This is a genomic window from Nocardioides humi (assembly GCF_006494775.1).
Taxonomy (GTDB): Bacteria; Actinomycetota; Actinomycetes; order Propionibacteriales; family Nocardioidaceae; genus Nocardioides; species Nocardioides humi.
This window is the reverse complement of the sequence record NZ_CP041146.1, coordinates 1,325,209-1,348,273: the sequence shown is the minus strand read 5'-3', so window position 1 is coordinate 1,348,273 and position 23,065 is coordinate 1,325,209. Positions and strand designations below refer to the sequence as shown.

General features: G+C 72.7%; 21 protein-coding genes. 13 read left to right on the top strand and 8 right to left on the bottom strand.

What is annotated here, in order from left to right; all coding sequences use genetic code 11:
• Positions 1-17: 17 nt before the first annotated feature.
• Both FIV44_RS06605 and FIV44_RS06600 read left to right on the top strand, forming a co-directional pair.
• A complete protein-coding gene (locus tag FIV44_RS06605; RefSeq protein ID WP_141003759.1) occupies positions 18-479 on the top strand; it encodes a Zn-ribbon domain-containing OB-fold protein in 462 nt (153 codons plus the stop codon).
• Positions 476-1,660 carry a lipid-transfer protein gene (locus tag FIV44_RS06600; RefSeq protein ID WP_141003758.1) on the top strand — a complete coding sequence of 395 codons (1,185 nt, stop codon included), beginning with the start codon at positions 476-478 and terminating at the stop codon, positions 1,658-1,660. Before FIV44_RS06605 ends, FIV44_RS06600 begins: the two co-directional genes overlap by 4 nt.
• 10 nt (positions 1,661-1,670) lie before the next feature.
• On the opposite strand, the gene FIV44_RS06595 is transcribed toward FIV44_RS06600, so the two are convergent.
• Positions 1,671-2,507 (bottom strand): adenylate/guanylate cyclase domain-containing protein, encoded by an 837-nt coding sequence (locus FIV44_RS06595; protein WP_141003757.1) that lies wholly within the window; start codon positions 2,505-2,507, stop codon positions 1,671-1,673.
• An 86-nt stretch (positions 2,508-2,593) separates the two neighbouring features.
• The gene (locus FIV44_RS06590; protein ID WP_141003756.1) at positions 2,594-6,691 is read right to left on the bottom strand and encodes an immunoglobulin domain-containing protein; all 4,098 of its coding nucleotides are present in this window, start codon (positions 6,689-6,691) and stop codon (positions 2,594-2,596) included.
• Positions 6,692-6,861: 170 nt separating this feature from the next.
• Between FIV44_RS06590 and FIV44_RS06585 the strand changes: the two genes are divergently transcribed.
• The 8 genes from FIV44_RS06585 (at position 6,862) to FIV44_RS06550 (ending at position 14,852) form a co-directional block, all read left to right on the top strand.
• Positions 6,862-8,283 (top strand): MoxR family ATPase, encoded by a 1,422-nt coding sequence (locus FIV44_RS06585; protein ID WP_246086848.1) that lies wholly within the window; start codon positions 6,862-6,864, stop codon positions 8,281-8,283.
• Positions 8,276-10,294 carry a vWA domain-containing protein gene (locus FIV44_RS06580; RefSeq protein ID WP_141003755.1) on the top strand — a complete coding sequence of 673 codons (2,019 nt, stop codon included), beginning with the start codon at positions 8,276-8,278 and terminating at the stop codon, positions 10,292-10,294. Before FIV44_RS06585 ends, FIV44_RS06580 begins: the two co-directional genes overlap by 8 nt.
• A gap of 166 nt (positions 10,295-10,460) precedes the next feature.
• The gene (locus FIV44_RS06575) at positions 10,461-11,012 is read left to right on the top strand and encodes a hypothetical protein (RefSeq protein ID WP_141003754.1); all 552 of its coding nucleotides are present in this window, start codon (positions 10,461-10,463) and stop codon (positions 11,010-11,012) included.
• A complete protein-coding gene (locus tag FIV44_RS06570) occupies positions 11,012-11,338 on the top strand; it encodes a hypothetical protein (RefSeq protein WP_141003753.1) in 327 nt (108 codons plus the stop codon). The genes FIV44_RS06575 and FIV44_RS06570 overlap by 1 nt, the downstream gene beginning before the upstream one ends.
• 7 nt (positions 11,339-11,345) lie before the next feature.
• Positions 11,346-13,139, top strand: coding sequence for an alpha/beta hydrolase (locus FIV44_RS06565; protein ID WP_141003752.1), 1,794 nt, complete (start codon positions 11,346-11,348; stop codon positions 13,137-13,139).
• Between the two features lie 2 nt (positions 13,140-13,141).
• Positions 13,142-13,663, top strand: coding sequence for a hypothetical protein (locus tag FIV44_RS06560; protein ID WP_141003751.1), 522 nt, complete (start codon positions 13,142-13,144; stop codon positions 13,661-13,663).
• 11 nt (positions 13,664-13,674) lie between these two features.
• Positions 13,675-14,454 (top strand): TSUP family transporter, encoded by a 780-nt coding sequence (locus FIV44_RS06555; RefSeq protein ID WP_141003750.1) that lies wholly within the window; start codon positions 13,675-13,677, stop codon positions 14,452-14,454.
• Between the two features lie 17 nt (positions 14,455-14,471).
• Complete coding sequence (locus FIV44_RS06550) at positions 14,472-14,852, top strand: pyridoxamine 5'-phosphate oxidase family protein (RefSeq protein WP_141003749.1); 381 nt, start codon at positions 14,472-14,474, stop codon at positions 14,850-14,852.
• A gap of 46 nt (positions 14,853-14,898) precedes the next feature.
• On the opposite strand, the gene FIV44_RS06545 is transcribed toward FIV44_RS06550, so the two are convergent.
• Positions 14,899-16,236, bottom strand: a complete 1,338-nt coding sequence (locus FIV44_RS06545; RefSeq protein ID WP_141003748.1) for an ABC1 kinase family protein — start codon at positions 16,234-16,236, stop codon at positions 14,899-14,901.
• 64 nt (positions 16,237-16,300) lie between these two features.
• On the opposite strand from FIV44_RS06545, the gene FIV44_RS06540 reads away from it, so the two are divergent.
• Entirely contained in the window at positions 16,301-17,152 is an 852-nt protein-coding gene (locus FIV44_RS06540) for an alpha/beta fold hydrolase (protein ID WP_141003747.1), read from the top strand.
• Positions 17,153-17,176: 24 nt separating this feature from the next.
• On the opposite strand, the gene FIV44_RS06535 is transcribed toward FIV44_RS06540, so the two are convergent.
• The 3 genes from FIV44_RS06535 to FIV44_RS06525 all read right to left on the bottom strand — a co-directional run bounded on the left by FIV44_RS06535 (position 17,177) and on the right by FIV44_RS06525 (position 19,428).
• Positions 17,177-17,596: a hypothetical protein gene (locus FIV44_RS06535; RefSeq protein WP_141003746.1), complete on the bottom strand. Its 420-nt coding sequence runs from the start codon at positions 17,594-17,596 to the stop codon at positions 17,177-17,179.
• Between the two features lie 201 nt (positions 17,597-17,797).
• The gene (gene msrA, locus FIV44_RS06530) at positions 17,798-18,436 is read right to left on the bottom strand and encodes a peptide-methionine (S)-S-oxide reductase MsrA (protein WP_141003745.1); all 639 of its coding nucleotides are present in this window, start codon (positions 18,434-18,436) and stop codon (positions 17,798-17,800) included.
• 50 nt (positions 18,437-18,486) lie between these two features.
• Positions 18,487-19,428: a DUF5995 family protein gene (locus tag FIV44_RS06525; RefSeq protein WP_246086847.1), complete on the bottom strand. Its 942-nt coding sequence runs from the start codon at positions 19,426-19,428 to the stop codon at positions 18,487-18,489.
• Between the two features lie 83 nt (positions 19,429-19,511).
• On the opposite strand from FIV44_RS06525, the gene FIV44_RS06520 reads away from it, so the two are divergent.
• Both FIV44_RS06520 and FIV44_RS06515 read left to right on the top strand, forming a co-directional pair.
• Positions 19,512-20,678, top strand: coding sequence for a cystathionine gamma-synthase (locus tag FIV44_RS06520; RefSeq protein ID WP_141003744.1), 1,167 nt, complete (start codon positions 19,512-19,514; stop codon positions 20,676-20,678).
• A 9-nt stretch (positions 20,679-20,687) separates the two neighbouring features.
• Positions 20,688-22,082: an AI-2E family transporter gene (locus FIV44_RS06515; protein WP_246086846.1), complete on the top strand. Its 1,395-nt coding sequence runs from the start codon at positions 20,688-20,690 to the stop codon at positions 22,080-22,082.
• On the opposite strand, the gene greA is transcribed toward FIV44_RS06515, so the two are convergent.
• On the bottom strand, positions 22,070-22,573 hold the full coding sequence (greA, locus tag FIV44_RS06510) for a transcription elongation factor GreA (RefSeq protein ID WP_141003743.1): 504 nt from the start codon (positions 22,571-22,573) through the stop codon (positions 22,070-22,072). The two genes, FIV44_RS06515 and greA, sit on opposite strands and share 13 nt — an antisense overlap.
• 62 nt (positions 22,574-22,635) lie before the next feature.
• Positions 22,636-23,043 carry a DUF4307 domain-containing protein gene (locus tag FIV44_RS06505; protein WP_141003742.1) on the bottom strand — a complete coding sequence of 136 codons (408 nt, stop codon included), beginning with the start codon at positions 23,041-23,043 and terminating at the stop codon, positions 22,636-22,638.
• Positions 23,044-23,065 lie beyond the last annotated feature (22 nt).

Sequence of the window (23,065 nt, the reverse complement as noted above, 5' to 3'; positions counted from 1 at the left end):
CTTGGTAGCATGCGGACATGACCGCTCCGAGCCAGACCGTCACCCCCGTCGTCGAGGGCTGGTTCACCACGGGCGAGGAGCCTCGGCTGCTCGCGTCCCGGTGCACCCGGTGCCGCAACGTGGTGTTCCCGCCGGTGTCCGCCGAGGCGGGCGCCGCTTCGTTCTTCTGCCGCAACCCCGCCTGCGACGGCGTGGAGTGCGAGGCGGTGGAGCTCTCCCGGCGCGGCACCGTGTGGTCCTACACCGACGCGCAGTACCAGCCGCCGGCGCCGTACGTCCCGATGAGCGATCCGTTCGTGCCGTTCGCGCTGGCCGCGGTGGAGCTGCCCGAGGGGCTGGTGGTGCTGGGGCAGGTCGCCGCGGGCTATGGCGTCGCGGACCTGCGTGTGGGGGCCGAGGTCGAGCTGGTCGTGGAGACCCTGAACGTCGACGAGACCGGGGAGCGCACCATCTACCGCTGGAAGCCGGTGGCGGCATGAGCGTCGTGATCGCGGGTGCGGGCATGCATCCCTGGGGCAAGTGGGGGCGCAACTTCGTCGAGTACGGCGTGCACGCCGCCCGTGCGGCGCTCGCGGACGCCGGCGTGGCGTGGGGTGACGTCGACCTCGTGGTGGGCGGCGAGACGGTCCGCAACGGGTACGCCGGCTACGTCGCCGGCTCGACGTTCGCGCAGGCGCTGGGCTGGAACGGTGCGCGGATCGCGACGTCGTACGCCGCGTGCGCGACGGGCGCGCAGGCGATCGACACCGCGCGGGCGCGGATCCTGGCCGGGCTCAGCGAGGTCGCGCTGGTGGTGGGCGCGGACACGACGCCGAAGGGGTTCCTGGCGCCGAACGCGGGGGAGCGGTGGTCGGACCCGGACTGGCTGCGGTTCCGGCTGCTGGGCATGACGAACCCGGCGTACTTCGCGCTCTACGCGCGACGCCGGATGGACCTGTACGGCGCCACGTCGGAGGACTTCGCGCAGGTGAAGGTCAAGAACGCCCGGCACGGCCTGGCCAACCCCAACGCCCGCTTCCGCAAGGAGGTGGACGTGGCGGAGGTGCTGGCCTCGCCGGTGGTGTCCGACCCGCTGCATCTGCTGGACATCTGCGCGACCTCCGACGGCGCCGCGGCGGTCGTGCTGACCAGCGCGGAGTACGCGAGGAGGCACGGCATCGCCACGCCGGTCACCGTCGCCGCCGTCTCGACCGTGACGCCGACCTTCCCGAACACCGTCATCGACATGCCGCTGCTGGCCACCGACTCCACGGCGGCCACAGGCGCGCCGGAGCGGACGTTCAAGGAGGCGATCGGCGCGGCGGCGTACGACGAGGCGGGCGTCGACCCCTCCGACGTCGACGTCGCCGAGGTCTACGACCTCTCCACCGCGCTGGAGCTGGACTGGATCGAGGACCTGGGCCTGTGCAAGCCCGGCGAGGCCGAGGCCCTGCTCCGCGCCGGCGACACCGCCATCGGCGGCCGGATCCCGGTCAATCCCTCCGGCGGGCTGGCGTGCTTCGGCGAGGCGGTGCCCGCCCAGGCCATCGCCCAGGTCTGCGAGCTCACCTGGCAGCTCCAGGGCCGCGTCGACGGACGGCAGGTCGAGGGCGCCCGGGTCGGGATCACCGCCAACCAGGGCCTCTTCGGCCACGGCTCCTCGGTCCTCCTCACCCGCTGATCCCACCTCGTCAGGCGGGCGGGTGGATCTCCCAGACGACGTGCTCGCCGGCGAGCCCCTTGAGCTCGACCGCGTCCCGCTCCACGAGCGTGAGCGCGGCGTCGTCGTCGAGCGCCTCGCGGACGGCGTCGCTGGCGAGGATCTCCCCGCCGTGGGCGAGGTTCGCGACCCGGGCGGCCATGGCGACATTGCGGCCGAAGTAGTCGCCGTCGCGGGCGACCACCTGGCCGGTGTGGATGCCGATCCGGACCAGGATCGGGCCGTAGCGGCGCAGGGTCACCTCACGTGGCAGGTCGCGCTGGATGCCGAGCGCGGCGCGGCAGGCGGCCTCGGCGTCGCGGAAGGCGACCATGAAGCCGTCGCCGGCGGTCTTGACGACCTGCCCGCGGTACCTCTCGATCTGCGTGCGGAGCACCCGGTCGTGCGCGGCGAGCACCCTCACCCAGGTGGCGTCGCCCAGCCGGTCGTTGAGCGGCGTCGAGTCCTCGATGTCGGAGAAGAAGAGGGTGACCGTGCCGTCGGAGGCGGCCATGTTGAGGATGTCGGCGCGCTCGTCGTCGCTGGCCCAGCTCTGCAGGTCCTCGACCGTGCTCTGGATCAGCCCGGCGATGCCGTGGGAGCGCACCTTCGAGGCGGTCCGGATCACCCGTCGTACGGCGCGCTCGGCCGAGTTGGTCGGCGGCGGGGGACGCAGGGCGGCGTCGAGGTCCGACTCGAGCTGTGCGATCCGAGCACGCGCATCGCCCAACTGCGCCACGAGCCCGGCGCGGCTGTGGAGGAGCACGCCGATGATGCCCGCCGCGACGACGCAGAGGATCGCGCCCGCGATGCCCACTACCAGCAGCATGCACGAAGCCTAGTGATCGTTGGGCCCGATGACCGATTCCGGCCACGATGGGGCGCGGGACCTGTCGGTCCCGCACCCCATCCGACTCACCGGACGGTGATCCGGCGGGCCTTGGCCGTTGCCTTGGCGATGGTGTCGGAGCCGAGATAGGTCGCTTTCACCTTGTAGGCGCCCCGGGCGGAGAGCGGCTTCGACCTCACGACCACCTTGCCGTTGACGAGCTTGCCGGTGACCGTGACGGTCTTGCCGGTGCGCTTGTGCTTCCAGGTGACCTTGACCCTGCCGGTGGGCACGAGCCCAGGAGAGGTGACCGTCACCCGGACCTTGGCCCTCGAGCGGGGCTTGAGGGACTTGGCGGGAAGTGCCGCCTTGACCTTGGCCGGCGCCTTCGCGACGCTGGCGATCGCCGTCGTCGAGCCTGCCTCCAGGTTGGCGTCGCCGGAGTAGGAGACGGCCAGCGATCGACTCCCTGGGCTGAGCACGCCCTGGTCGATGACAACGCTGGCGCTCCCTGCCTCCAGCGGGACCGTGGCGAGCACGTCGTCACCCTCCGCCACGGTGACAGTGCCCGTGGCGGCGGGCACTCCAGGCGGCGCCGCGACCGTCACCCCGACCGTGGTCGGGTCACCGTAGCTGCCGATCGTCGCGGTCGCGGTGACCGACGGCCTGGCCTTGACGACGCTCAGGGTGGCGGGCTCGGACTCCAGAGGGCCGGCGGGGCTCGACACGACCACGCGATACGAGGTGCCGTTCTGCGCCGTCGTGGCCGTCGGGACCGACAGGGTACGGGTGTCCGCGTCGGCCACCTCGGTCCAGGTGCTGCCGTCGGTGGACGACTGCCACTGGTAGTCGAGATAGGAGCCGGTCGCGCGCACGGTGAACCTCGCGGTCTCGCCTGCCGCCACGGTCGTGTCCTCGGGCTGCTGGGTGATCGACGCGGTGTCGTGGACCACGATCAGTCGCGCGGGCTGCGAGGCGACCTCGCCGCCGTCGTTGGTGACGACGACCCGGAACAGAGCACCGTTGTCGGCCGATGCCGCGGTGACGTCGAGCGTCGCGGAGGTGGCGTCCTGGAGGTCGGCCCAGGTGGCTCCTTCGTCATTGCTGCGCTGCCACTGGTAGGTCTCCGGCGAGTCCGACGCGACCTCGACACCGAAGCTCGCGACCTCGCCGGGGGCGACCCGGACGTCGGCGGGCTGCTCGACCACCTCGGCCGGCAGCGGTGCGCCCACCGTCAGCGCTGCGGGCTCGCTGGTCGCCGTACGGTCGCCGACGGTCGCGACGAGCCGGTACCGACGGCCGTCCAGATCGGCGCTCGCCCGGACCTCGAGGGTCTCCTCGGTAGCATCGGCGACGTCGGTCCAGGTCTCACCGTCGGCCGACTCCTGCCATTGCACGGTGCGGTCGGGGCCTCCGGCCGCGGTCGCGGTGAAGGTGGCACTGCGACCGACGTGGGTGGTCGCGTCCTCCGGCTGTCCGGTGATCTCGACCTGGCCCTCGAGTAGGATCGGCAGCCGCTCCTCGTAGCGCGGGTCCACCTCGGTCTGGTGGTGCACCACGATCTCGTACTGCTTGTCCAGCGAGAGTGCCCTGCTCGGCCTCAGGCGGGCGGCGAACCGACCGTCGTCGCGCTCCTCGATCAGCGAGATCGAGCCGGTGGTGCTGGCCAGCCACTGCGCGGAGGTGAGCAGCGTGCCCGGCTCCCAGACGCCGCGCTCGACGAGCGAGACCCGGATCGAGCCGTCCGTGCGGTCGGTCTGGAACCCGTCCAGGCCGACACCGATGGTCCGGTCCTGAGTTGCGGAATGGATCGACGCGGGGATGTACTCCGGCGCCACGTAGATCGCCCGCCCGGAGCGCGGCTCGACGTCCAGTCGGGCGGTGTCGGTGTAGAACGGGTCGTGGTGGCCGTTGTCGCCCTTGGCGCGGATCAGCATCCCGTCGTTGGCGAGCGTGGTGTCGCTGAAGTTCCAGAAGGTCTGCGCCCGCGCTCCGGTCGGACCGCTGAAGTCCGGGTGGTCGGTCCAGGTCTCGCCGCCGTCGGAGCTGGTCTGCCAGGTCCACTCCGGGTACGGCGCGCAGTCGCAGGCGGCGTACGGAACGACCATGGTCCCCTCGGCGACCCGGAACGAGGTCGGCTGGGTGGTGACCCGAGGCTCGATGGCGGTCACCGTCAGGCGCACCGGACCGCTGGTGAGGCTCTCGCCGAGGCCATTGGTGCCGCTGGCGCGAACCAGGGTGCCGTCCTGATCGGGGGTCACCGCGTTGAGCGAAAGAGTCGGGTAGTTGTTGTTGGTCTGCTCGGAGGCGACCGTCCACGTCGCGCCGTCGTCGGTGCTGGTCTCGAAGGTCCAGTCGCCGCCGGGCGCGCCGGTGGACTGGATCCGGAAGATCGCATTGCGGCCCGCCGGTGTCGTGACGTCCGTGAGACCCGAGACGATGGCGAGCGGCTCGGTGGCCACGCTCAGCCGAGCGACGCTCGAGGCGACCGGCTCACCGATGCCGTTGTCGCCGACCACCCGGTATCGGTGTCCGTCGGCCGACGCTGGTACGGCTGACAGGTAGTACGAGGTCGACTCGTTGTAGGCAGGCGCCGATTGCACATCCTGCCAGGTGGCGCCGTCGTCGGTGCTGCGCTGCCAGGTCCAGGTGCCGTACGGCGCGCCCGTGAAGTCCACCCGGAGGTACTGTCCGCTGCCCGCGGGCACGGTCAGATCGGACAGGTCGGTGGTGATGACCAGGGGAGCGGTCTCCACGCTGAGGGTCGCCGTCTCGCTGATCACCGGCTCGTCCACGCCGTTCGTGACGGAGACCCGGTACTGCGCCCCGTCGATGTCGGCGGAGATGTTGTTCTCGGACATGGTGGCGTTGGTGCCGCCATAGTCTGCCCAATTCTCCTCGGGCAGCTTGCGCTGCCAGGCGTACTTCAGTGTCGAGCCGGTCGCCGTCACGCTGAACGAGGCGGACCGTCCGGCGAGGGCAGTGGCGTCGGCGGGCTGGGCCGTGATCGCGACGGCGACCTTCTCCACCACCGTCACGGTGGCGGGCTGCGAGGTGGTCTCGCCAGCATCGTTGGTGATCTTCACGCGATACTGGCCGCCGCTGTCTGCGACCGTCTGGTCGGTGAGCACGAGCTCGGTGCCCGTCGCGTCGGCGATGTCCACCCACTCCTCGCCCGTCAGACGCTGCCAGACGACCGTCGGCTCGGGTGCTCCGGTGACCATGGTGGTCAGCGTGACGTCGGCACCCACGCTGACCGTTGTCGACTGCGGCTGCCGGACCACGACCGGTGCTTGGACCAGCTCCTCGGCGTCGAGGTCCATCGTGATCGGCAGCGGCGGCTTGCTCGGGTCCGCGCTCAGCCCGCTGGTGTGCCAGTAGCTGGAGAGGCCGGTGCGGTACTGGAAGTCGGTGAACGGCTCGGGCCACGAACCCCAGTTCGGGTTGGACGCCTTGGCGGCCGGCGGGATCGCCGAGGTGGCGCTCCGCGTGCCGTCAGCCTGGAGGGGGAAGTAGTCGACACCGGCGAAGACCGGGTCGATGGTCGCCTTGCCGTCGTCGTCGAAGGTCGCTCCGGAGATGGTCGCGACGGTGACGTCGGTGGTCGGCTCCAGCGGCTCCTTGACGTTCGGGTCGGCCATCGAGGAGGAGAAGCCGCCGACCTTGACCTTGATCGTGCCGTTGCCCTCGGAGTCCAGCCGCAGCACCGGGTCGGCGACGTACCAGGGCACGAGGCCGCCGTAGGCGTAGATCGTGATCGCGCCGTCCCAGTGGACCGTGGTGGTGCCGTCCTCGGCGCGCGTGCCCTCGCCATCGGTGAACAGCATCCGCTGGCCGATGGTGGCGTCGGTGCCGTCCTGGGCGCACCGGTTGTCGAAGCCGACGGCCTTGAGTTCGCCGTCCGCAGTGCGCTTGACGATGCGGAGGTCGCGGTCGACGGTCGCGTAGCTCGCCTCGGTGCCGTCGCCGTAGCCGGCCACGAAGTAGTTGCACCCGCCGGCGGGCGAGCCGCCCTGGTGCACGTTGTTGAGTCCCCATTCGAAGGAGACGTGGTCGAGCTCTCCGGTGGGTGGGGCCGCCTCGGCGGCCGAGGATGTCAGGATCATGCCGCCGAGCACGAGGGCGCCGGCGGTCACGGCGCTGGCCCAGCGGGGGCGCCGTCCTGGCAGGGATGGGACAGACATGGGTTCTCCTTGTGCGTGCGCTAAGGCGCATCGGCAGTGACGGCGAGCCTTATTAGGTTAGGCTTGGCTAAATAACATCTTCCTGACAGTCTGTCGGGCCGTCAACCCCTCTGTCCGCTCCAGAGCCATCGGCGGAGGTGTCCCTTGCCGTGCTGAGTAGCGTGAGCAGGGTGACCGTCGACATCTCGACCGCTCCCGCCATCGGCACCCTCGGCGAGCTCCGCGCCTCGGGCCACCAGCAGAAGCACCTGCGTGCCGAGCTCCGCGACAACCTGCTCGCCCTCCTCGCCGCCGGCCAGGACCCCTGGCCGGGCCTGCACGGCCTCGAGGACACCGTCATCCCCCAGCTCGAGCGGGCGATCATCGCCGGCCACGACGTCGTCCTCCTCGGCGAGCGCGGCCAGGGCAAGACCCGGCTGCTGCGCACCCTCGTCGGCCTGATGGACGAGTGGACGCCGGTGATCTCCGGCTCCGAGCTCGGCGAGCACCCCTACGACCCGGTCACCGTGACGTCCAAGGCCGCCGTGGCGTCGTACGGCGACGACCTGCGGATCTCCTGGCGCCACCGTGACGAGCGGTACGCCGAGAAGCTGGCCACGCCCGACACCAGCGTCGCCGACCTGATCGGCGACGTCGACCCGATGAAGGTCGCCGAGGGCCGCTCGCTGGGCGACCCCGAGACCATCCACTTCGGCCTGATCCCGCGCTCCCACCGCGGGATCGTCGCGATCAACGAGCTGCCCGACCTCGCCGAGCGGATCCAGGTCGCGATGCTCAACGTGATGGAGGAGCGCGACATCCAGATCCGCGGGTACGTCCTGCGGCTGCCGCTCGACGTGTTCGTCGTGGCCTCCGCGAACCCCGAGGACTACACCAACCGCGGCCGGATCATCACCCCGCTCAAGGACCGCTTCGGCGCGGAGATCCGCACCCACTACCCGAAGGCCCTCGACGCCGAGATCGCCGTCATCCGGCAGGAGGCCGACCTGCTGCCCGACCGGGTCGACGTCCCCGACTTCCTGGTCGAGATCCTGGCCCGCTTCACCCGCAACCTGCGCGAGTCCAGCGCCGTCGACCAGCGCTCCGGCGTCTCGGCCCGGTTCGCCATCGCGGGCGCCGAGACCATCGCCGCCGCGGCCCTGCGGCGCGCGACCATCCAGGGGGAGGACCGTGCGGTGGCCCGCGTGGTCGACCTGGAGACCGCGATCGACGTGCTCGGCGGCAAGATCGAGTTCGAGTCCGGCGAGGAGGGCCGCGAGGCCGAGATCCTCACCCACCTGCTCCGTACGGCCACCGCCGAGACCGTCCGCGAGCGGTTCCGCGGCCTCGACTTCGCTCTGCTCGTGGACGCCATCGAGGAGGGCGCGACCGTCGTCACCGGCGCCCGGGTCTCCGCGCGCGACGTGCTCGCCGGCCTGCCGGTGCTGGGCGAGTCCGACCTCTACGACCAGGTCTGCGAGCGCGTGAACGGAGCCGGGGGCGGGCGCACCGACGGCGAGCGCGCCGCCGCGATCGAGCTGGCGCTCGAGGGGCTCTTCCTGGCCCGCAAGATCGGCAAGGACTCCGACGGGTTCGAGACGGTCTATGGCTAGCCGCTACCGCCGGTACGACGGCGGCGACCCGCTCGCCCCGCCGGTCGACATCGCCGAGGCCCTCGACGCCATCGGCGAGGACGTGATGGCCGGGTACAGCCCGGAGCGCGCGATGCAGGAGTTCCTGCGCCGCGGCGGCCAGGACCAGACCGGCCTCGACGACCTCGCCCGGCGGGTGGCCGAGCGGCGCCGCGAGCTGCTCCAGCGGCACAACCTCGACGGGACGCTCGACGAGGTCCGCGAGCTGCTCGACAAGGCGGTCCTCGAGGAGCGCAAGCAGCTCGCCCGCGACGCGATGATGGACGACGGCGACCGCGCCTTCCGCGAGATGCGGCTGCAGAACCTGCCCGACTCGCCGGCCGCGGCCGTGACCGAGCTCGGCGACTACGACTGGCAGTCCCGCGAGGCGCGGGAGGCGTTCGAGCAGATCAAGGACCTGCTCGGCCGGGAGATGCTCGACCAGCGCTTCGCCGGGATGAAGCAGGCCCTGGAGAACGCCACCGAGGCCGACCGCCAGGCCATCGACGAGATGCTCGGAGACCTCAACGAGCTGCTGGAGAAGCACGCCCGCGGGGAGGACACCCCCGAGGACTTCCAGGACTTCATGGCCAAGCACGGCCAGCACTTCCCCGAGAACCCGCAGGACATCGACGAGCTCCTCGACGCCCTCGCCCAGCGCTCCGCCGCGGCGCAGCGGATGCTCAACTCGATGACGCCCGAGCAGCGCGCCGAGCTGATGGAGCTCTCCGCCCAGGCCTTCGGCTCCCCGGCGCTGATGGAGCAGCTGAACCGGCTCGATGCGAACCTGATGTCCCTGCGCCCCGGCGAGGACTGGGGCGGCTCCGAGCAGTTCGGCGACGGCGACCGGGGCCTCGGGCTCGGCGACGGCACCGGCGTCCTCCAGGACCTCGCCGACCTCGACGCGCTCGCCGATCAGCTGGCGCAGTCGTACGGCGGCGCGCGCCTGGATGATGTCGACCTCGACAGGCTGGCCCGCCAGCTCGGCAACGAGGCCGCCGTCGACGCCCGCAAGCTGCAGGAGCTGGAGAAGGCGCTGCGCGAGTCCGGTGCGATGGAGCGCGGGTTCGACGGCGAGCTGCGGCTCACCCCCAAGGCGATGCGCCAGCTCGGCAAGGCGCTGCTGCGCGACGTCGCCCAGCGGATGTCCGGCCGGCAGGGGCAGCGCGACCTGCGCCAGGCCGGCGCCGCCGGCGACCTGTCCGGCGCGACCCGGCCGTGGGAGTTCGGCGACACCGAGCCGTGGGACCTGCCGCGGACCATGCTCAACGGCGTGCTCCGTCGTGCGGGCGACCCCGGCGGGCGACTGCTGTCGATCGACGACGTCGAGGTCGCCGAGACCGAGGCGCGCACCCAGGCCGCGGTGGCGCTCTGCGTCGACACCAGCTTCTCGATGGCGATGGACGGCCGCTGGGTGCCGATGAAGCAGACCGCGCTCGCGCTGCACACCCTCATCGGCTCCCGCTTCCGCGGTGACAGCCTGGAGCTGATCGGCTTCGGCCGGCACGCCCAGACCATGCGGATCGAGGAGCTGACGGCGCTCGACGCCCGCTGGGCCAAGGGCACGAACCTCCACCACGCGCTGCTGCTCGCCAACCGCCACTTCCGCAAGCACCCCAACGCCCAGCCGGTGCTGCTCATCGTCACCGACGGCGAGCCGACGTCCCACCTGGAGTCCAGCGGCGACGTCTTCTTCTCCTATCCGCCGCACCCGATGACGATCGCGCTCGCCGTCCGCGAGCTCGACAACGCCCGTCGGCTCGGCGCGCAGACGACCTTCTTCCGGCTCGGCGAGGACCCCGGCCTGGCCCGCTTCATCGAGTCCATGGCCCGCCGGGTCGAGGGCTCGGTGATCGCGCCGGAGTCCGACGACCTCGGCGCCGCCGTCGTCGGCTCCTACCTCGGCTCGCGCCGCGGCGGCCGACCCGAGGCGGGTGGAGGGCCCGGCTCGTACGGCGACTGGTTCGGCTCGCGCGGCTTCTGGGTCGGCTGACACGGCTCTGTCCTGACTGGCCGACCTGACTGGCCGAGCGTGTCGCACATCGTGCTCGCCGCCCGTGCGCCACGCTGCCGGCCGCTCCTGAGCGGGCTCGGCCCCACCCCTGTGGACAACCGGAGCCGCTGGTTTCGCGCCGACGGACCTCGGGCAGCCCACCTGCATGGAACTCCACCGCGCCGACCCCGCCGTCCTCGAGGACGACCCGTTCTGGTCGGCGGTCCACCGCCGCCACCCCGACCTGACCGTCGTGCTGCTGCCCGACGAGCCCGGCGGCCCGTCCGACGGGGTGTCCGGAGCGGATCCGACGCCGCCCGAGCGGGCGGGCGCGCTGGTGCGCCGCCTGGCGGCGGGCTGGCGCCTGCTCGCGCCGCTGCTCGCCCAGCGGGGCGCGACCGACCCGCCGAGCGCCCGCTGGGCGGTCCGCGACAGCGGCGAGGCGCTGGTGCTCGAGAAGGCGCTGCCCCGCCTCGACCCGGACGCCGGCACCGACCTGCTCCGCGACGTCGCCTGGCGGCTGGGCGAGGAGGGCTGGCGGCTGGCCGCGTCCACCCGCGCGGGTCGGCCGCTGCTGCGCGCCACCGACGGTGAGCTGGACCTGACCGGCGAGGCCGCGCCGGCCCTCACCATGATCGAGCTGGCGTCGCCGCCGCTGCGCCTGCCCGACGACGTACGCCGGGAGATCCGGGCCGCGCTCCTGGCGGAGGTGGCGTGATGGCGGCGAGGCTGGACGTGCCCTACGCGGTGCTGAAGGAGGCGCGCGACCGCTGGGACGCCGGCGCCGACGAGCTCGACGGCGCCTGGCGGCGACTCGCCAAGGCGTCCCCCTCCCACCTCTCCGCCGAGGTGACCGCCGCGGTCAAGGCCTTCCGCGAGCCGTGGGCCGACGAGCTCAAGGCGGCGGGTGAGCAGGCCCAGGGGTACGCCGACGAGTTCGTCTTCTTCCACCGGATGGTCGTCATCGTCGACCAGGCCCACGCCGAGCGGCTCCGGTCGCTGCTGCCCTGGGCCGAGCACGACGCCGCGGTGACGGACCGGTGAGCCGGCGATGACCACCACCATCACGCTGCCGGCCCCCGTGCCGGCCTGCCGCGCGCTCGGGTGCACCCCCGCCGGCGCCCAGGACCTCGCCACCGACCTGCGGGCGGTCGCCGTCGCGGTCAAGAACGTCCAGGGCTGGGCGACGTCCGTCGCGGCGCCCGAGTGGGAGGGCGACACCGCGGAGGCCCACGACCACGCGGCGACCCGGTTCGCCGTACGACTCGACGCCGGCGAGGCCGCGCTCGACCGTGCGGTGACCGCCGCCGACCGCTTCGAGGAGCGCCTCGCCGACCTCTTCGACCGGCGCGAGGAGATCAACGAGGACCGGGCCGAGGTCAACGAGGCCATCGACACCCTGCGCACCGAGATCGCGGCGGCCACCGACGACAGCCGGCTCGAGGAGTTCCAGCGCCGTGCCGAGCGGCTGACCACCCGGGCAGAGGCGCTCCAGGTGCGGATCGACACGTGGGGGAGCGACGAGGACGACGCCGAGGCCGACTTCATCGCCGCGCTGCAGGCCGTCGACAGCGTCGCCGAGGGTGAGCAGGCCGCCGCCGACCCGGACCGCCCCGACGTCCCTGCGCTGACCGGACGGCTGCGTGGGCTGCTGGGCGATCCGGTCGCCCTCGGCGCCTGGTGGCGGACGCTGAGCCGCGCCGAGCAGGAGGCGCTCACGACCGAGCACCCCGAGCTGGTCGGCAACGCCGACGGCCTGCCGATCACCGACCGCGACGAGGCCAACCGCGGTGCGCTCGGCCGCGACATCGACTACTACACACAGCGCAAGGAGGACGGCCAGCTCACCGGCGCCGAGAAGCGGATCCTCGAGAACGCGACCTACGTCCGCGACGCCCTCGACGAGTACCGCGACCGCTACGACCCCGACACCGGGGCGGCCCTCACCAACCTGATCGTCTACCACCCCGCGATGCACTCCGGGGACGGCGGTGTCGCGATCAGCTTCGGCAACCCCGACACCGCCGACCACGTGTCGGTCAACGTCCCCGGCCTGACCACGGAGACGTCCAGCACGTCGGGCAACCTCGCCAAGACCCTGGCGCTGCACCAGGCCGCCCTGGCCGAGGAGCAGGGCAGCGTCGCCTCCGTCTACTGGGCCGACTACGACGCGCCGAGCGGCAACCCGCTCAACCCGTTCGACCCGCTCGGGCAGCTCGACTTCGGCGGCGTGGCGCTCACCGACAAGGCGGAGGCGGGCGGCGAGCGCTTCGCCGACTTCATCGACGGCATCCGCGCCTCCGACCAGGGAGCTCCCGCCCACCTCACCGCGATCGGCCACAGCTACGGCTCCACCACCGTCGGCCACGCACTGCAGGACGGCCTCCCCGTCGACGACGCGGTCCTCATCGGCAGCCCCGGCCAGCCGACCCCCACCGCGGCCGAGCTCACCGACGCCGACGTGTGGGTCGGCTCGATGGACCACGACCCCGTGACCCTGCTCGGCACGGGCGACCGCGGCGGCATCGGCGCGCTCGGTCACGACCCCGCGGACGTCGACTTCGGCGGCACCCGGTTCGCGACCGGTGACGGCGAGCTGCGGGTCGAGAAGCTGCTCGACAACCACTCGTCGTACTTCAAGGGGACCTCGCTCGACAACATGGCCCACATCGTCACCGGCAACGACGGCGAGGTGACCCAGCAGCCGCCACGGGGCGCCGACGGTGGGGAGTACCTCACCCTCCCCGAGCTGCTGACCGCCGCCACCGGCGCCAGCGCCGGCCACGCCCTCATCGAGGCCGGCACGTGGCTGTGGGAGCACTCGCGGTGGGGTGCGATCCTGTGACCATGACGCGCATGCTCGGGACCGCGCCCCTCGTCGTCCTGCTCGCTCTGGGGCTCGGCCTGTCCGGCTGCGACGGGTCCGGCTCCGGCGGCTCGGCTGACCGGGCCGCCGTCGACGAGGTCGAGCAGCAGGCCGACGCCGCCCTCGACGGCGTGCTCCACGACGTGGCCGCGGCGCTCCGCCTCGACGGCGCCCAGGGCAGCCGGTCGTTCACGATCTGCGGCGAGAGCTACGCGCCGCGCGGCGTCGTGATGCAGAGCTTCGTGCACTTCGACGCCTCCGGCGAGCTGACCCGGGAGAAGGCGACCGCCACCACCGTCGGGCTGCTCGAGGACGACGGCTGGACGGTCGACGACCCGGACAACACGGTGATCCTCAAGGCCGCCAAGGGCCGGCTCGTCCTCCACGTCCAGATCGGGCCGAGCCTGGTGCAGGTCGACCTGGTCTCGGAGTGCGTCGAGACCTCCGACGCCGTCGCCGAGGAGTACGCCGATCGGCCCACCGTCGACCTCGCCTGGTCGTAGAGCCCAGCGGGATGGGTGATCTCAGCCTGGCCGTCGTCGGGCTCCTCGCGCTCGCCGCGCTGACGGCGGGCTTCGTCGACGCCGTGGTCGGCGGGGGCGGGCTGGTGCAGCTGCCGGCGCTGCTGCTCGGCCTGCCCGGCGCGAGCCCGGTGCAGGTGCTCGCGACCAACAAGATCGCCTCGATCTGCGGTACGGCCGCCAGCTCGGTCACCTACTACCGCCGCATCGGTCCCGACCCGCGCACCTTCGTCCCGCTCATGGCGCTCGCGCTCGCCGGGGCGTTCTCCGGGGCCCTGCTCGCGTCCCGGATCCCGCGCGACGCGTTCGAGCCGATCGTGCTGGTCGCCCTGGTCGTCGTGGGCGGGTACGTCGTGCGGCGGCCCCAGCTGGGGGAGCAGACCGCCCTGCGGTTCGCCGGCCACCGGCACACCGCGGCCGCCATGTCCGTCGGCTTCGTGATCGGCTTCTACGACGGCGTCCTCGGCCCCGGCACCGGCAGCTTCCTGGTGTTCGCCCTCGTCGGCCTGATGGGCTACGACTTCCTCCAGGCCTCGGCGAAGGCGAAGCTCGCCAATCTCGCCACCAACCTCGGCGCGCTGCTGCTCTTCGTGCCCAGCGGTGCCGTGCTGTGGGACGTCGGGCTGATGATGGGCGCCTGCAACCTGCTCGGCGGCTATCTCGGCGCCCGGACCGCCGTCGCCCGCGGCTCCCGGTTCGTGCGGGTGTTCTTCATCGTGGTGGTGAGCGCCTTCGTGGTCCGGATCGGCGGCGGTGTGCTCGGCGTCTGGTGAGTCGTAGGCTCGGTCCCATGAGCATCCCGGTCGATCCCGCCGACCTGCGCCAGGCCCTGGCCGACTTCGGCAGCGGCTACCTGCTGACCACCTCCTCGCCGCAGGTGAAGGTGGTCACCGTCGACCCGGTCGCCGGCGCCGACGGCGTCCTCCGGGTCGCCGGCCCGGGGAGGGGCACGCTGCGCAATCTCGCCGAGAACCCCGCCGTCACGCTGGTCTTCCCGCCGCGCGAGCGACACGGCTACACCCTCCTCGTCGACGGCACCGCCGTCGTGGAGCGTGACTCCGACGTCGTCGTCACCGCCGCCACGGCGGTGCTGCACCGGCCGGCCGCCCACGCCGACGGCCCGCTCCCGCCCGACGGCTGCGGCCACGACTGCGCGCCCGTCTCGGGATGAGCCCGTTCCGGGTCACCGCCTCACCGACGAGGACCCGGCCTGACGGTCACCGCTGCGGCGTGAAGCCCGGCAGGAACTCCTCCATGATCGCGCGGAACGGCGCCTCCGCCTCGAGCTGGCTGAGCACGCCGACGCCGCCGAGCCAGGTGCGGTGGATGAGGACGTACGACGGGGGCAGGTTGAGCTTGATGCTCACCGTGTACGCCGGGTCCTTCGGGTTGTTGATCCGCTGGAACTGCTCGCGCATCCACTCCCGGCTGAACCGGAACCGCTCGACCAGGGTCGGGTCGACGAACGGCGAGAGGTAGTCCATGAGCAGCTGCGGCTCGATCCGGATCCGGTCCTTGAGGAAGCCCTCCTCGCGCAGCCCCTCGATCAGCGCGTCCCCGTCGCCGGCGGCGCACAGCGTGATCAGCCGGCCCATCGGCTCGGGCAGGCCGCGCTGGGGGAGCCGGGCCACGGCGCCGTAGTCGAGGACCCCCATCCGGCCGGGCGTGCCGTCGTCGTTCGGGATGACGCGGAAGTTGCCGGGGTGCGGGTCGGCGTGGAGCAGGCCGGTGCGGGCCGGCCCGGAGAACAGGAACCGGGTGAAGATCTCGCCGTAGTGGTCGCGCTCGGCCTGCGAGCCGTCGGCGATGATCGTGGCCAGCGAGCCCGCCGAGTCCAGCCACTCGGTGACCAGCACGCGGGGACCGACCGCCACCACGTCCGGTACGACGATGTCCGGGTCGTCGCGGAAGGCCTGCGCGAACTCGCGCTGCGCCTCGGCCTCGAGGTCGTAGTCGAGCTCCTCGCGCGCCCGCGCCTGGACCTCCTCGACCAGCGGCTTCATGTCGACACCCGGGATGAGCGGGCCGATCGCGCGCGCCGCCCGGGCCAGGGTGCGCAGGTCGGCCATGAGGGCGTCGCCCGCGTTCGGGTACTGCACCTTCACCGCGACCCGCCGGCCGTCGTACCAGGTGCCCTCGTGGACCTGCCCGATGCTCGCCGCCGCCGTCGGTGCCCCGTCGAGCCAGACCAGCCGCTCCTTCCAGTCCGCGCCGAGGTCCTCGGTGAGGATGTCGCGCACCGTCTGGGTCGGCATCGGTGGCGCGGAGTCCTGGAGCCTCGTGAGCTGCTCGCGGTACGGCGCCGCCATCTCCTCCGGCAGCGCCGACTCGAGCACCGACAGCGCCTGCCCGAACTTCATCGCCCCGCCCTTGAGCTCGCCCAGGGTCCGGAACAGCTGCTCGGCCGTCCGCTGCTGGATCTCGCTCATCACCGCCTCCGCCGGCGCCCCGCCGAGCCGCTTGCCGAAGCCGACGGCCGTGCGGCCGGCGTACCCGAGGGGGAGCGCCGCGAGCCGCGCCGTGCGCGCCGCGGCCTTCCGGGGGAGGTCAGCCATGGCTCCAGTCTGTCAGGTGGGGGTCAGGTGGCCCTGTGGACGGCGTAGTGGAAGGGGGGTCGCGATGGAGTTCACCCCGTCGTCCGTGCAGCTGCCGGAGGGGCGGCTGCGGTACCGCGTCGTCGGGCCCGAGGACGGCGACCTCCCGGCGGTCGTGTTCGTGCACGGCTTCCTCGTCGACGGCCGGCTCTGGGACGCCGTGGCCCGCTCGCTGGCCGAGCAGGGCATGCGGTGCTATCTCCCCGACCTCCCGCTCGGCTCCCACGTCGAGCCGGTCGGCCACCCGGCGACCCTCTCGCCCCTCGGCGTCGCCCGCCTGGTCCGTGCGCTCCTCGCGGAGCTCGACCTGGCCGACGTGACGCTCGTCGGCAACGACAGCGGGGGCGCGATCTGTCAGTTCCTCCTCGACGACGACCCGAGCCGGGTCGGCCGTCTCGTGCTCACCAATTGCGACGCCCACGACATCTTCCCGCCGTTCCCGTTCAACGTGCTCCTCCGGCTCGCCCGCTCGCCTCGCGTCGCCCGCGCCCTCGTCGCCCCCCTGCGCTGGCGCCTCCTGCGACACTCGCCGCTCGGCTTCGGCCTGCTCGCCCGCGATCCCGATGCCGCGCTCACCGCCTCCTGGCTCGAGCCCGCGCGCACCCGGGCGCCGATCCGCGACGAGGCCGCCACCTTCCTCCGCGCGGTCGATCCCGCCGAGCTCGCGCGGGTGACTCCCCGGATGAGCCGGTACGACGGACCGGTCACCCTCGTCTGGGGGATGGCCGACCGCTGCTTCACCCCGGCCTTCGGCCGGCGCCTCGCCGCCGCCTTCCCCGACCCCCGCTTCGTCGAGGTCCCCGGCGCCCGCACCTTCGTCTCGCTCGACGCGCCCGATGCGGTGGCGCGGGAGGTCGTCGCGGTCCTCGACCGCTGACAGCGGCCGGGCTCCAGGCCCCGGCTACGACCGCCGGCGCCGGAGCCTCAGCGCGAGCATCCCGGCGAGCGCGCCCCAGCCGGCGTTCACGGCCAGCATCGCCACGAGCGCGATCGGGTTGGTCAGCGGGCCGTGGAGCTCGCCGTCGAGGATCGGCGACAGGACGCCGCTCAGGGCCGTGGCGAGGACGGCGTACACCAGTCCGGTGGCCACCAGGACCCGGACCGGGTCGGCCTGCCGGGTGACGAGGACGGCGCCTATCCAGACGGCGGTGATCGCCGCGGTGGCGAGCAGCGGCGTCAACGGCCGGCCCCAGTCGTCGGCGAGCCCGGTGATGCTCAGCAGCGGCCGTACCAGCGCGACGGCGGCGAGGGTGAGCACCAGCGGCCAGGGCGTGGCCGAGCGGGAGGCCAGGGGAGCGCGGGAGTGCAGTGAGGTCGACATGACACCAGCGTCCGCCCGGACGACGGCGCGAACCATCGGTGACGGCCCTGACCCGACCCCGATCCGCTGTCGGGGTGGGTCCAGGCGCAGCCCTCGTTCGGCTCCGGGCCGTCCGGGAAGGTGCTGACGAGCTCCGTCGCGGCCGGGTCGATCGTCATGCCGTGGGGAGTCGCCAGTCGGCCATCCCGCACGGGACGCCGCTCAGGCCGGGAACGGGACGCCCGTGTTGGCGTGGCAGCGGTACCCGTGCGGCACCTTGTGGAGGTACTGCTGGTGATGCGGCTCGGCGTAGTAGTACGCGCCGGCGGGCTCGATCTCGGTGGTGATCTCGCCGTAGCCGCGGCGGGAGATCTCGTCGCCGTACACCTTGGTCAGCTCGCGGGCGGTCTGCTCCTGCTCGGGCGTCGTGTAGTAGATCGCGGAGCGGTACTGGCTGCCGACGTCATTGCCCTGGCGCATGCCCTGGGTGGGGTCGTGGACCTCGAAGAACTGCTTGACCAGGTCGGCGTAGGCGACCTTCGCCGGGTCGAAGACGACGCGGACGGCCTCGGTGTGGCCGGTGCGACCGCTGCAGACCTCCTCGTACGTCGGGTTCGGGGTGGTGCCGCCGGCGTACCCGACCGAGGTCGACCACACGCCGGGCACCTGCCAGTAGATCTCCTCGGCGCCCCAGAAGCAGCCGAGGCCGAAGATCGCGACCTCCAGGCCGTCGGGGACGTCGTCGGTGACGAGCGGCGTGTGCAGGACCTCGTGCAGCGTCGGGAGGGAGTACGCCGGGGTGGTGCGGCCGGGCAGCGCCTCGGCGGGGTCGACCAGGTCGGTCTTGCGGCGGGAGAACATGCCTCCATTGTCTCCTCGTGCGCAAGCCCCCGGCCGCGACGGGGCCCGGCTCAGCCGTGGGCGGCGCACCAGGCGTCGCGCTGGGCCGGCCCGGCCACGAACACGGCGCGGATCAGCTGGGCCTGGAGCGCGGCGTACAGCTCGATCTCCCTCTCCACGAGCCTGCGCGCGGCGGGGGTCCTCGCGAGCACCAACGCCTCGGCGTGCCGCCACACCATCTCCCGCCAGCCGCGCATGACGACGCCGGCGACGGCCTCCTCGGCGGTGCCGGCGTCGATGTCGTCGAAGGTCGGGTCGAAGCGGGTCGCCTCCTCGGCGAACACCGGTGCGTAGAGGCTGTCGAGACGGTTGTTGTAGCGGTTGTGGTCCCTCTTGTGGCTCCCGTCCGGGCCGGCGAGGCCGACGGTGGCGAGGACGTGGGGGAAGTCGCGGTTGATGTGGGCGTTCATCGCCAGCAGGAAGTTGCCCAGCCCGCTCATCGCCCGGTCGTCCTCGGCCTGCAGCGCGATCCGCCACGCGGCCGGGATGCCCGTCCGGTCGCCCGCCTCCCAGCGGCCGGTGACGTCGAAGTACAGCTCCGCGAACACCGCGTCGACCCGGTTCAGCCAGGCGCGGTCGTCGAAGTACCCGCTGCGCACCGCGTCGCGGACGTTCTCGGTCACCCGCAGGTACGCCAGCGAGAAGATCGCGCTGTGCGAGCACTCGCCCGTGAGCCGCTCGAGCCGGGTCTCCATCCGGGCGACCACGTCGTCGATGCAGGCATCGGCGCCGCTGGCGCAGACATCGCCCGTGTACGGCGTCGCCGGCACCGGGATCGGCGCCAACAGGGCCACCACGCCGTCCAGCGGCGGCAGGAGCAGGCCGCGCAGCGGGTCCGGGTCGTCGTCGTACGCCGCGGCGGAGGCGGCAGGGGTCGGCAGCGCCGCCAGCACGCCGAGCGCGAGCAGACTGGGCAGGACGACGGCGGCGAGCAGCCGGGTGAGGACGGTCACATCCGAGAAACGAGCATCTGCTCGCTTTGTCACGGCGCGTGTGGTCGAGGGCGGGCCTGAGTAGGCCTGAGTAGGCTCGCCGAGTGAGCGAGAACCTCGACAACGCCGGATTCGAGACCCGGGCCATCCACGCCGGCTACGCGCCGGATCCGACGACCGGCGCGGTGATCCCGCCGATCTACGCGACCTCGACCTACGCCCAGGACGGCGTGGGCGGGCTCCGCGGCGGCTACGAGTACAGCCGCTCGGCCAACCCCACGCGGACCGCGCTGGAGTCGACGCTGGCGGCGCTGGAGGGCGGAGCGCACGGGTTCGCGTTCGCCTCCGGGCTGGCGGCGGAGGACACCCTGATCCGGGCGCTGTGCCGGCCCGGCGACCACGTGGTGCTCCCCGACGACGCCTACGGCGGCACCTTCCGGCTCTTCGACAAGGTCGCCACCAACTGGGGTCTCGAGCACAGCCCGGCGCCGGTCACCGACGTCGACGCCGTGCGTGCCGCGATCCGGCCCGGCCGCACCACGCTGGTGTGGCTGGAGACGCCGACCAACCCGTTGCTCTCCATCGGCGACATCGAGGCGCTGGCGGCGGTGGCCCACGACGCGGGCGCGCTGCTCGTCGTCGACAACACCTTCGCGTCGTCGTACCTCCAGCAGCCGCTCGCCCTCGGCGCCGACATCGTCGTGCACTCGACGACGAAGTACGCCGGAGGCCACTCCGACGTCGTCGGCGGCGCGCTCGTCGTGGACGACGCCGGCCTGGCCGAGACGATCGGCTTCCACCAGAACTCCATCGGCGGCGTCGCCGGCCCGTTCGACGCGTGGCTGGTGCTGCGCGGCCTGAAGACCCTCGCGCTGCGGATGGAGCGGCACAGCGACAACGCCGAGCGGATCGCGGACTTCCTGACCGACCACCCCGCGGTCAGCCAGGTGATCTACCCCGGCCTGCCCGAGCACCCCGGCCATGCGGTGGCCTCGCGGCAGATGAGGAGGTACGGCGGCATGGTGTCTTTCCGCGTGAAGGGCGGCGAGCAGCAGGCGCTCGCGATCTGCGCGGCCACGAAGGTGTTCACGCTGGGGGAGTCGCTGGGCGGCGTCGAGTCGCTCATCGAGCACCCGGGGCGGATGACCCACGCCAGCGTGGCCGGCACCGACCTGGAGGTCCCCGCCGACCTGGTCCGGCTCAGCGTCGGCATCGAGACCTCCGAGGACCAGCTCGCCGATCTCGACCGCGCGCTGGCCACCACCGTCTAGCCTGACCGGGTGACCAGCGACGGCACCACCGAGCCCGACGAGCCGGCCGACCCCGACGAGCAGGCCGAGCAGGCTGAGCGGCCGGCCGGGCGGCCCGCTCCGCGGTCGACCGAGCCCGCCCAGGAGCATGCGGTCGCCGAGGCGCAGGAGGACGAGCCGCCGCTGGGTCCCGACGAGGGGGAGCGGGAGGAGCGGCTGTTCCGCCGCTTCGCCCACCAGTGGGCCCTGCTCCGCGAGGAGCGGGAGGAGCGCCGGCACGAGCAGCCGACGTTCGCGACCGGGCCGTCCAACCTGCGCCGGGCGGAGGTGCCGTACGGCCTCGACCTCGCGGCCGGCTGGGCCTGGCGGCTGCTGCTGATCGCCGGCGCGGGCTACCTGATCCTGCGGCTGGTCGGCTACTTCTCGGTCGTGACGGTCCCGCTCGCGGTGGCGCTGCTCATCAGCGCGCTCGCGGCGCCGTTCGTGCACGCGGTGACCCGCGTCGGCGTACCCCGTGGGCTGTCGGCGCTGCTCGTCGTCATCACCGGCTTCGTCGTGGTCGGCGCGCTGCTGACGTTCGCCGGCCAGCAGGTCGCGGCGGGGGCCCAGGACCTGGCCGACTCCACGGTCAAGGGGCTCGAGGAGATCCGGGATTGGCTCAAGGACGGGCCGCTGAACGCCAGCGACTCGCAGATCAACGACTGGATCAAGAGCGCCCAGGACATGATCCGCGAGCGCTCGCAGGACGGCGAGGTGGTCAGCCAGGTCACCGAGGTCGGCGCGGCCCTCGGTCACGTGGTCGCCGGCTTCTTCATCGCCCTCTTCGCGACCTACTTCTTCCTCGCCGACGGCGACCGGATCTGGTCCTGGGTCGTCCGGCTGGCGCCGCGGGCCGCGCGCGAGCGGGTCGACAGCTCGGGGAAGGTCGCCTGGATCTCGCTGGTCCAGTTCGTCCGGGCCACGGTGATGGTCGCGCTCGTCGACGCCGTCGGCATCGCGATCGGCGCCGCCATCTTGAAGGTCCCGTTCGTGCTCGCCATCGGCGTGCTGGTGTTCCTGGGCGCCTTCGTCCCGATGATCGGCGCGACGATCGCCGGCAGCGTGGCGATCCTGGTCGCACTCGTCGACCAGGGCCCGCTGACGGCGCTGCTCATGCTCGCCGTCGTGGTCGGTGTCCAACAGCTCGAGGGCCACGTCCTGCAGCCGTTCCTGCTCGGCCGCTGGGTCTCGCTGCACCCGCTCGGCGTCATCCTCGCCATCGCCTGCGGCGTCCTGGTCGCCGGGGTCGCCGGCGCGCTGGTCGCCGTACCCCTCGCCGCCGCGGCCAACGCCGTCGTCCTGCACCTGGCCGAGATGGCCGAACCGCCGGCCCCCGAGGAGGGGACCGGCGGCTCGGACGGTGTGGCGGAGGCTCAGGCGACGTAGGGCCGGGCGTCCAGGATGATCACGGTCTGCGGCTTGCCGTTGACCTCGTAGCTCACCGTCTCGCCCTTGCTCCGCCCGTTGATGGCCTGGCCCAGCGGCGACTGGGGGGAGTAGACGGTCAGCCCGTCGGGCTCGATCTCGCGCGCGCCGAGGAGGAACGACTCCGCCTCGTCGTCGTCATCGCCCTCGAACTTGTAGGTCACGACCATGCCCGGCTCGACGACGCCGTCGTCGGGAGGGGTCTCGCCGACCTCGGCGCGGCGCAGCATGTCCTTGAGCTGGAGGATGCGGGCCTCGTTCTTGCCCTGCTCCTCGCGCGCGGCGTGGTAGCCGCCGTTCTCCTTCAGGTCACCCTCGTCGCGCGCCGCGCTGATCTCGGCCACGATCTCGGCGCGCCGGGGGCCCTGGAGATGCTCCAGCTCGGCCTGCAGCTTGTCGTACGCGTCCTGGGTCAGCCAGATGGTCTGGCTGCTCTGGTCGGTCTGCGTCATGGGTGCTCCTGTACTGCTCGTCGCGTACCTGCGTACCTGTCCAGGTACATGAACATTCGAGTCTACCGGTAGCGCGGCTGTCCGGCCGCCTTGCAGCCGATCCACTCCACCGTCGTGGCCCGGCGCTCGGTGCGCACGGTGATCTCCTGCACGGCGCCCTCGCGGCCCGGCGTGACCGTCTGCTCGCCCACCACCGCCTTGTCGTGGGAGATCGCGCGCGCGACGCAGGTCGCGTCGACCGGCCCGTCGCCGTACGTCACCCGGACCCGGATCGTGGCCGTGTGATCGTCGACGACCTCGTGCCCGATCTCCTCCGAGGAGACCGCCGGGTTGGCGTGGAAGAGCATCGCCCACAGCAGCCAGCCGAGGAACGCGACCGCGACCGCGGCGGCACCGACCACGAGGGCGGTACGACGGCCGCGGGACGGCGCGCCGTACCGCTCGGAGAGGTTGTCGGCCGGAGTGCTCACCGATCCATGCTCCCATGCGGCG

Coding starts and splice junctions, on each gene's coding strand:
- FIV44_RS06600 (WP_141003758.1), top strand. CDS start 476: ATGAGCGTCGTGATCGCGGGTGCGGGCATGCATCCCTGGGGCAAGTGG.
- msrA (WP_141003745.1), bottom strand. CDS start 18,436: ATGTTCTCCCGCCGCAAGACCGACCTGGTCGACCCCGCCGAGGCGCTG.
- FIV44_RS06555 (WP_141003750.1), top strand. CDS start 13,675: ATGGGTGATCTCAGCCTGGCCGTCGTCGGGCTCCTCGCGCTCGCCGCG.
- FIV44_RS06535 (WP_141003746.1), bottom strand. CDS start 17,596: ATGTCGACCTCACTGCACTCCCGCGCTCCCCTGGCCTCCCGCTCGGCC.
- FIV44_RS06540 (WP_141003747.1), top strand. CDS start 16,301: ATGGAGTTCACCCCGTCGTCCGTGCAGCTGCCGGAGGGGCGGCTGCGG.
- FIV44_RS06595 (WP_141003757.1), bottom strand. CDS start 2,507: ATGCTGCTGGTAGTGGGCATCGCGGGCGCGATCCTCTGCGTCGTCGCG.
- greA (WP_141003743.1), bottom strand. CDS start 22,573: ATGACGCAGACCGACCAGAGCAGCCAGACCATCTGGCTGACCCAGGAC.
- FIV44_RS06570 (WP_141003753.1), top strand. CDS start 11,012: ATGGCGGCGAGGCTGGACGTGCCCTACGCGGTGCTGAAGGAGGCGCGC.
- FIV44_RS06565 (WP_141003752.1), top strand. CDS start 11,346: ATGACCACCACCATCACGCTGCCGGCCCCCGTGCCGGCCTGCCGCGCG.
- FIV44_RS06575 (WP_141003754.1), top strand. CDS start 10,461: ATGGAACTCCACCGCGCCGACCCCGCCGTCCTCGAGGACGACCCGTTC.
- FIV44_RS06590 (WP_141003756.1), bottom strand. CDS start 6,691: ATGTCTGTCCCATCCCTGCCAGGACGGCGCCCCCGCTGGGCCAGCGCC.
- FIV44_RS06545 (WP_141003748.1), bottom strand. CDS start 16,236: ATGGCTGACCTCCCCCGGAAGGCCGCGGCGCGCACGGCGCGGCTCGCG.
- FIV44_RS06560 (WP_141003751.1), top strand. CDS start 13,142: ATGACGCGCATGCTCGGGACCGCGCCCCTCGTCGTCCTGCTCGCTCTG.
- FIV44_RS06605 (WP_141003759.1), top strand. CDS start 18: ATGACCGCTCCGAGCCAGACCGTCACCCCCGTCGTCGAGGGCTGGTTC.
- FIV44_RS06580 (WP_141003755.1), top strand. CDS start 8,276: ATGGCTAGCCGCTACCGCCGGTACGACGGCGGCGACCCGCTCGCCCCG.
- FIV44_RS06550 (WP_141003749.1), top strand. CDS start 14,472: ATGAGCATCCCGGTCGATCCCGCCGACCTGCGCCAGGCCCTGGCCGAC.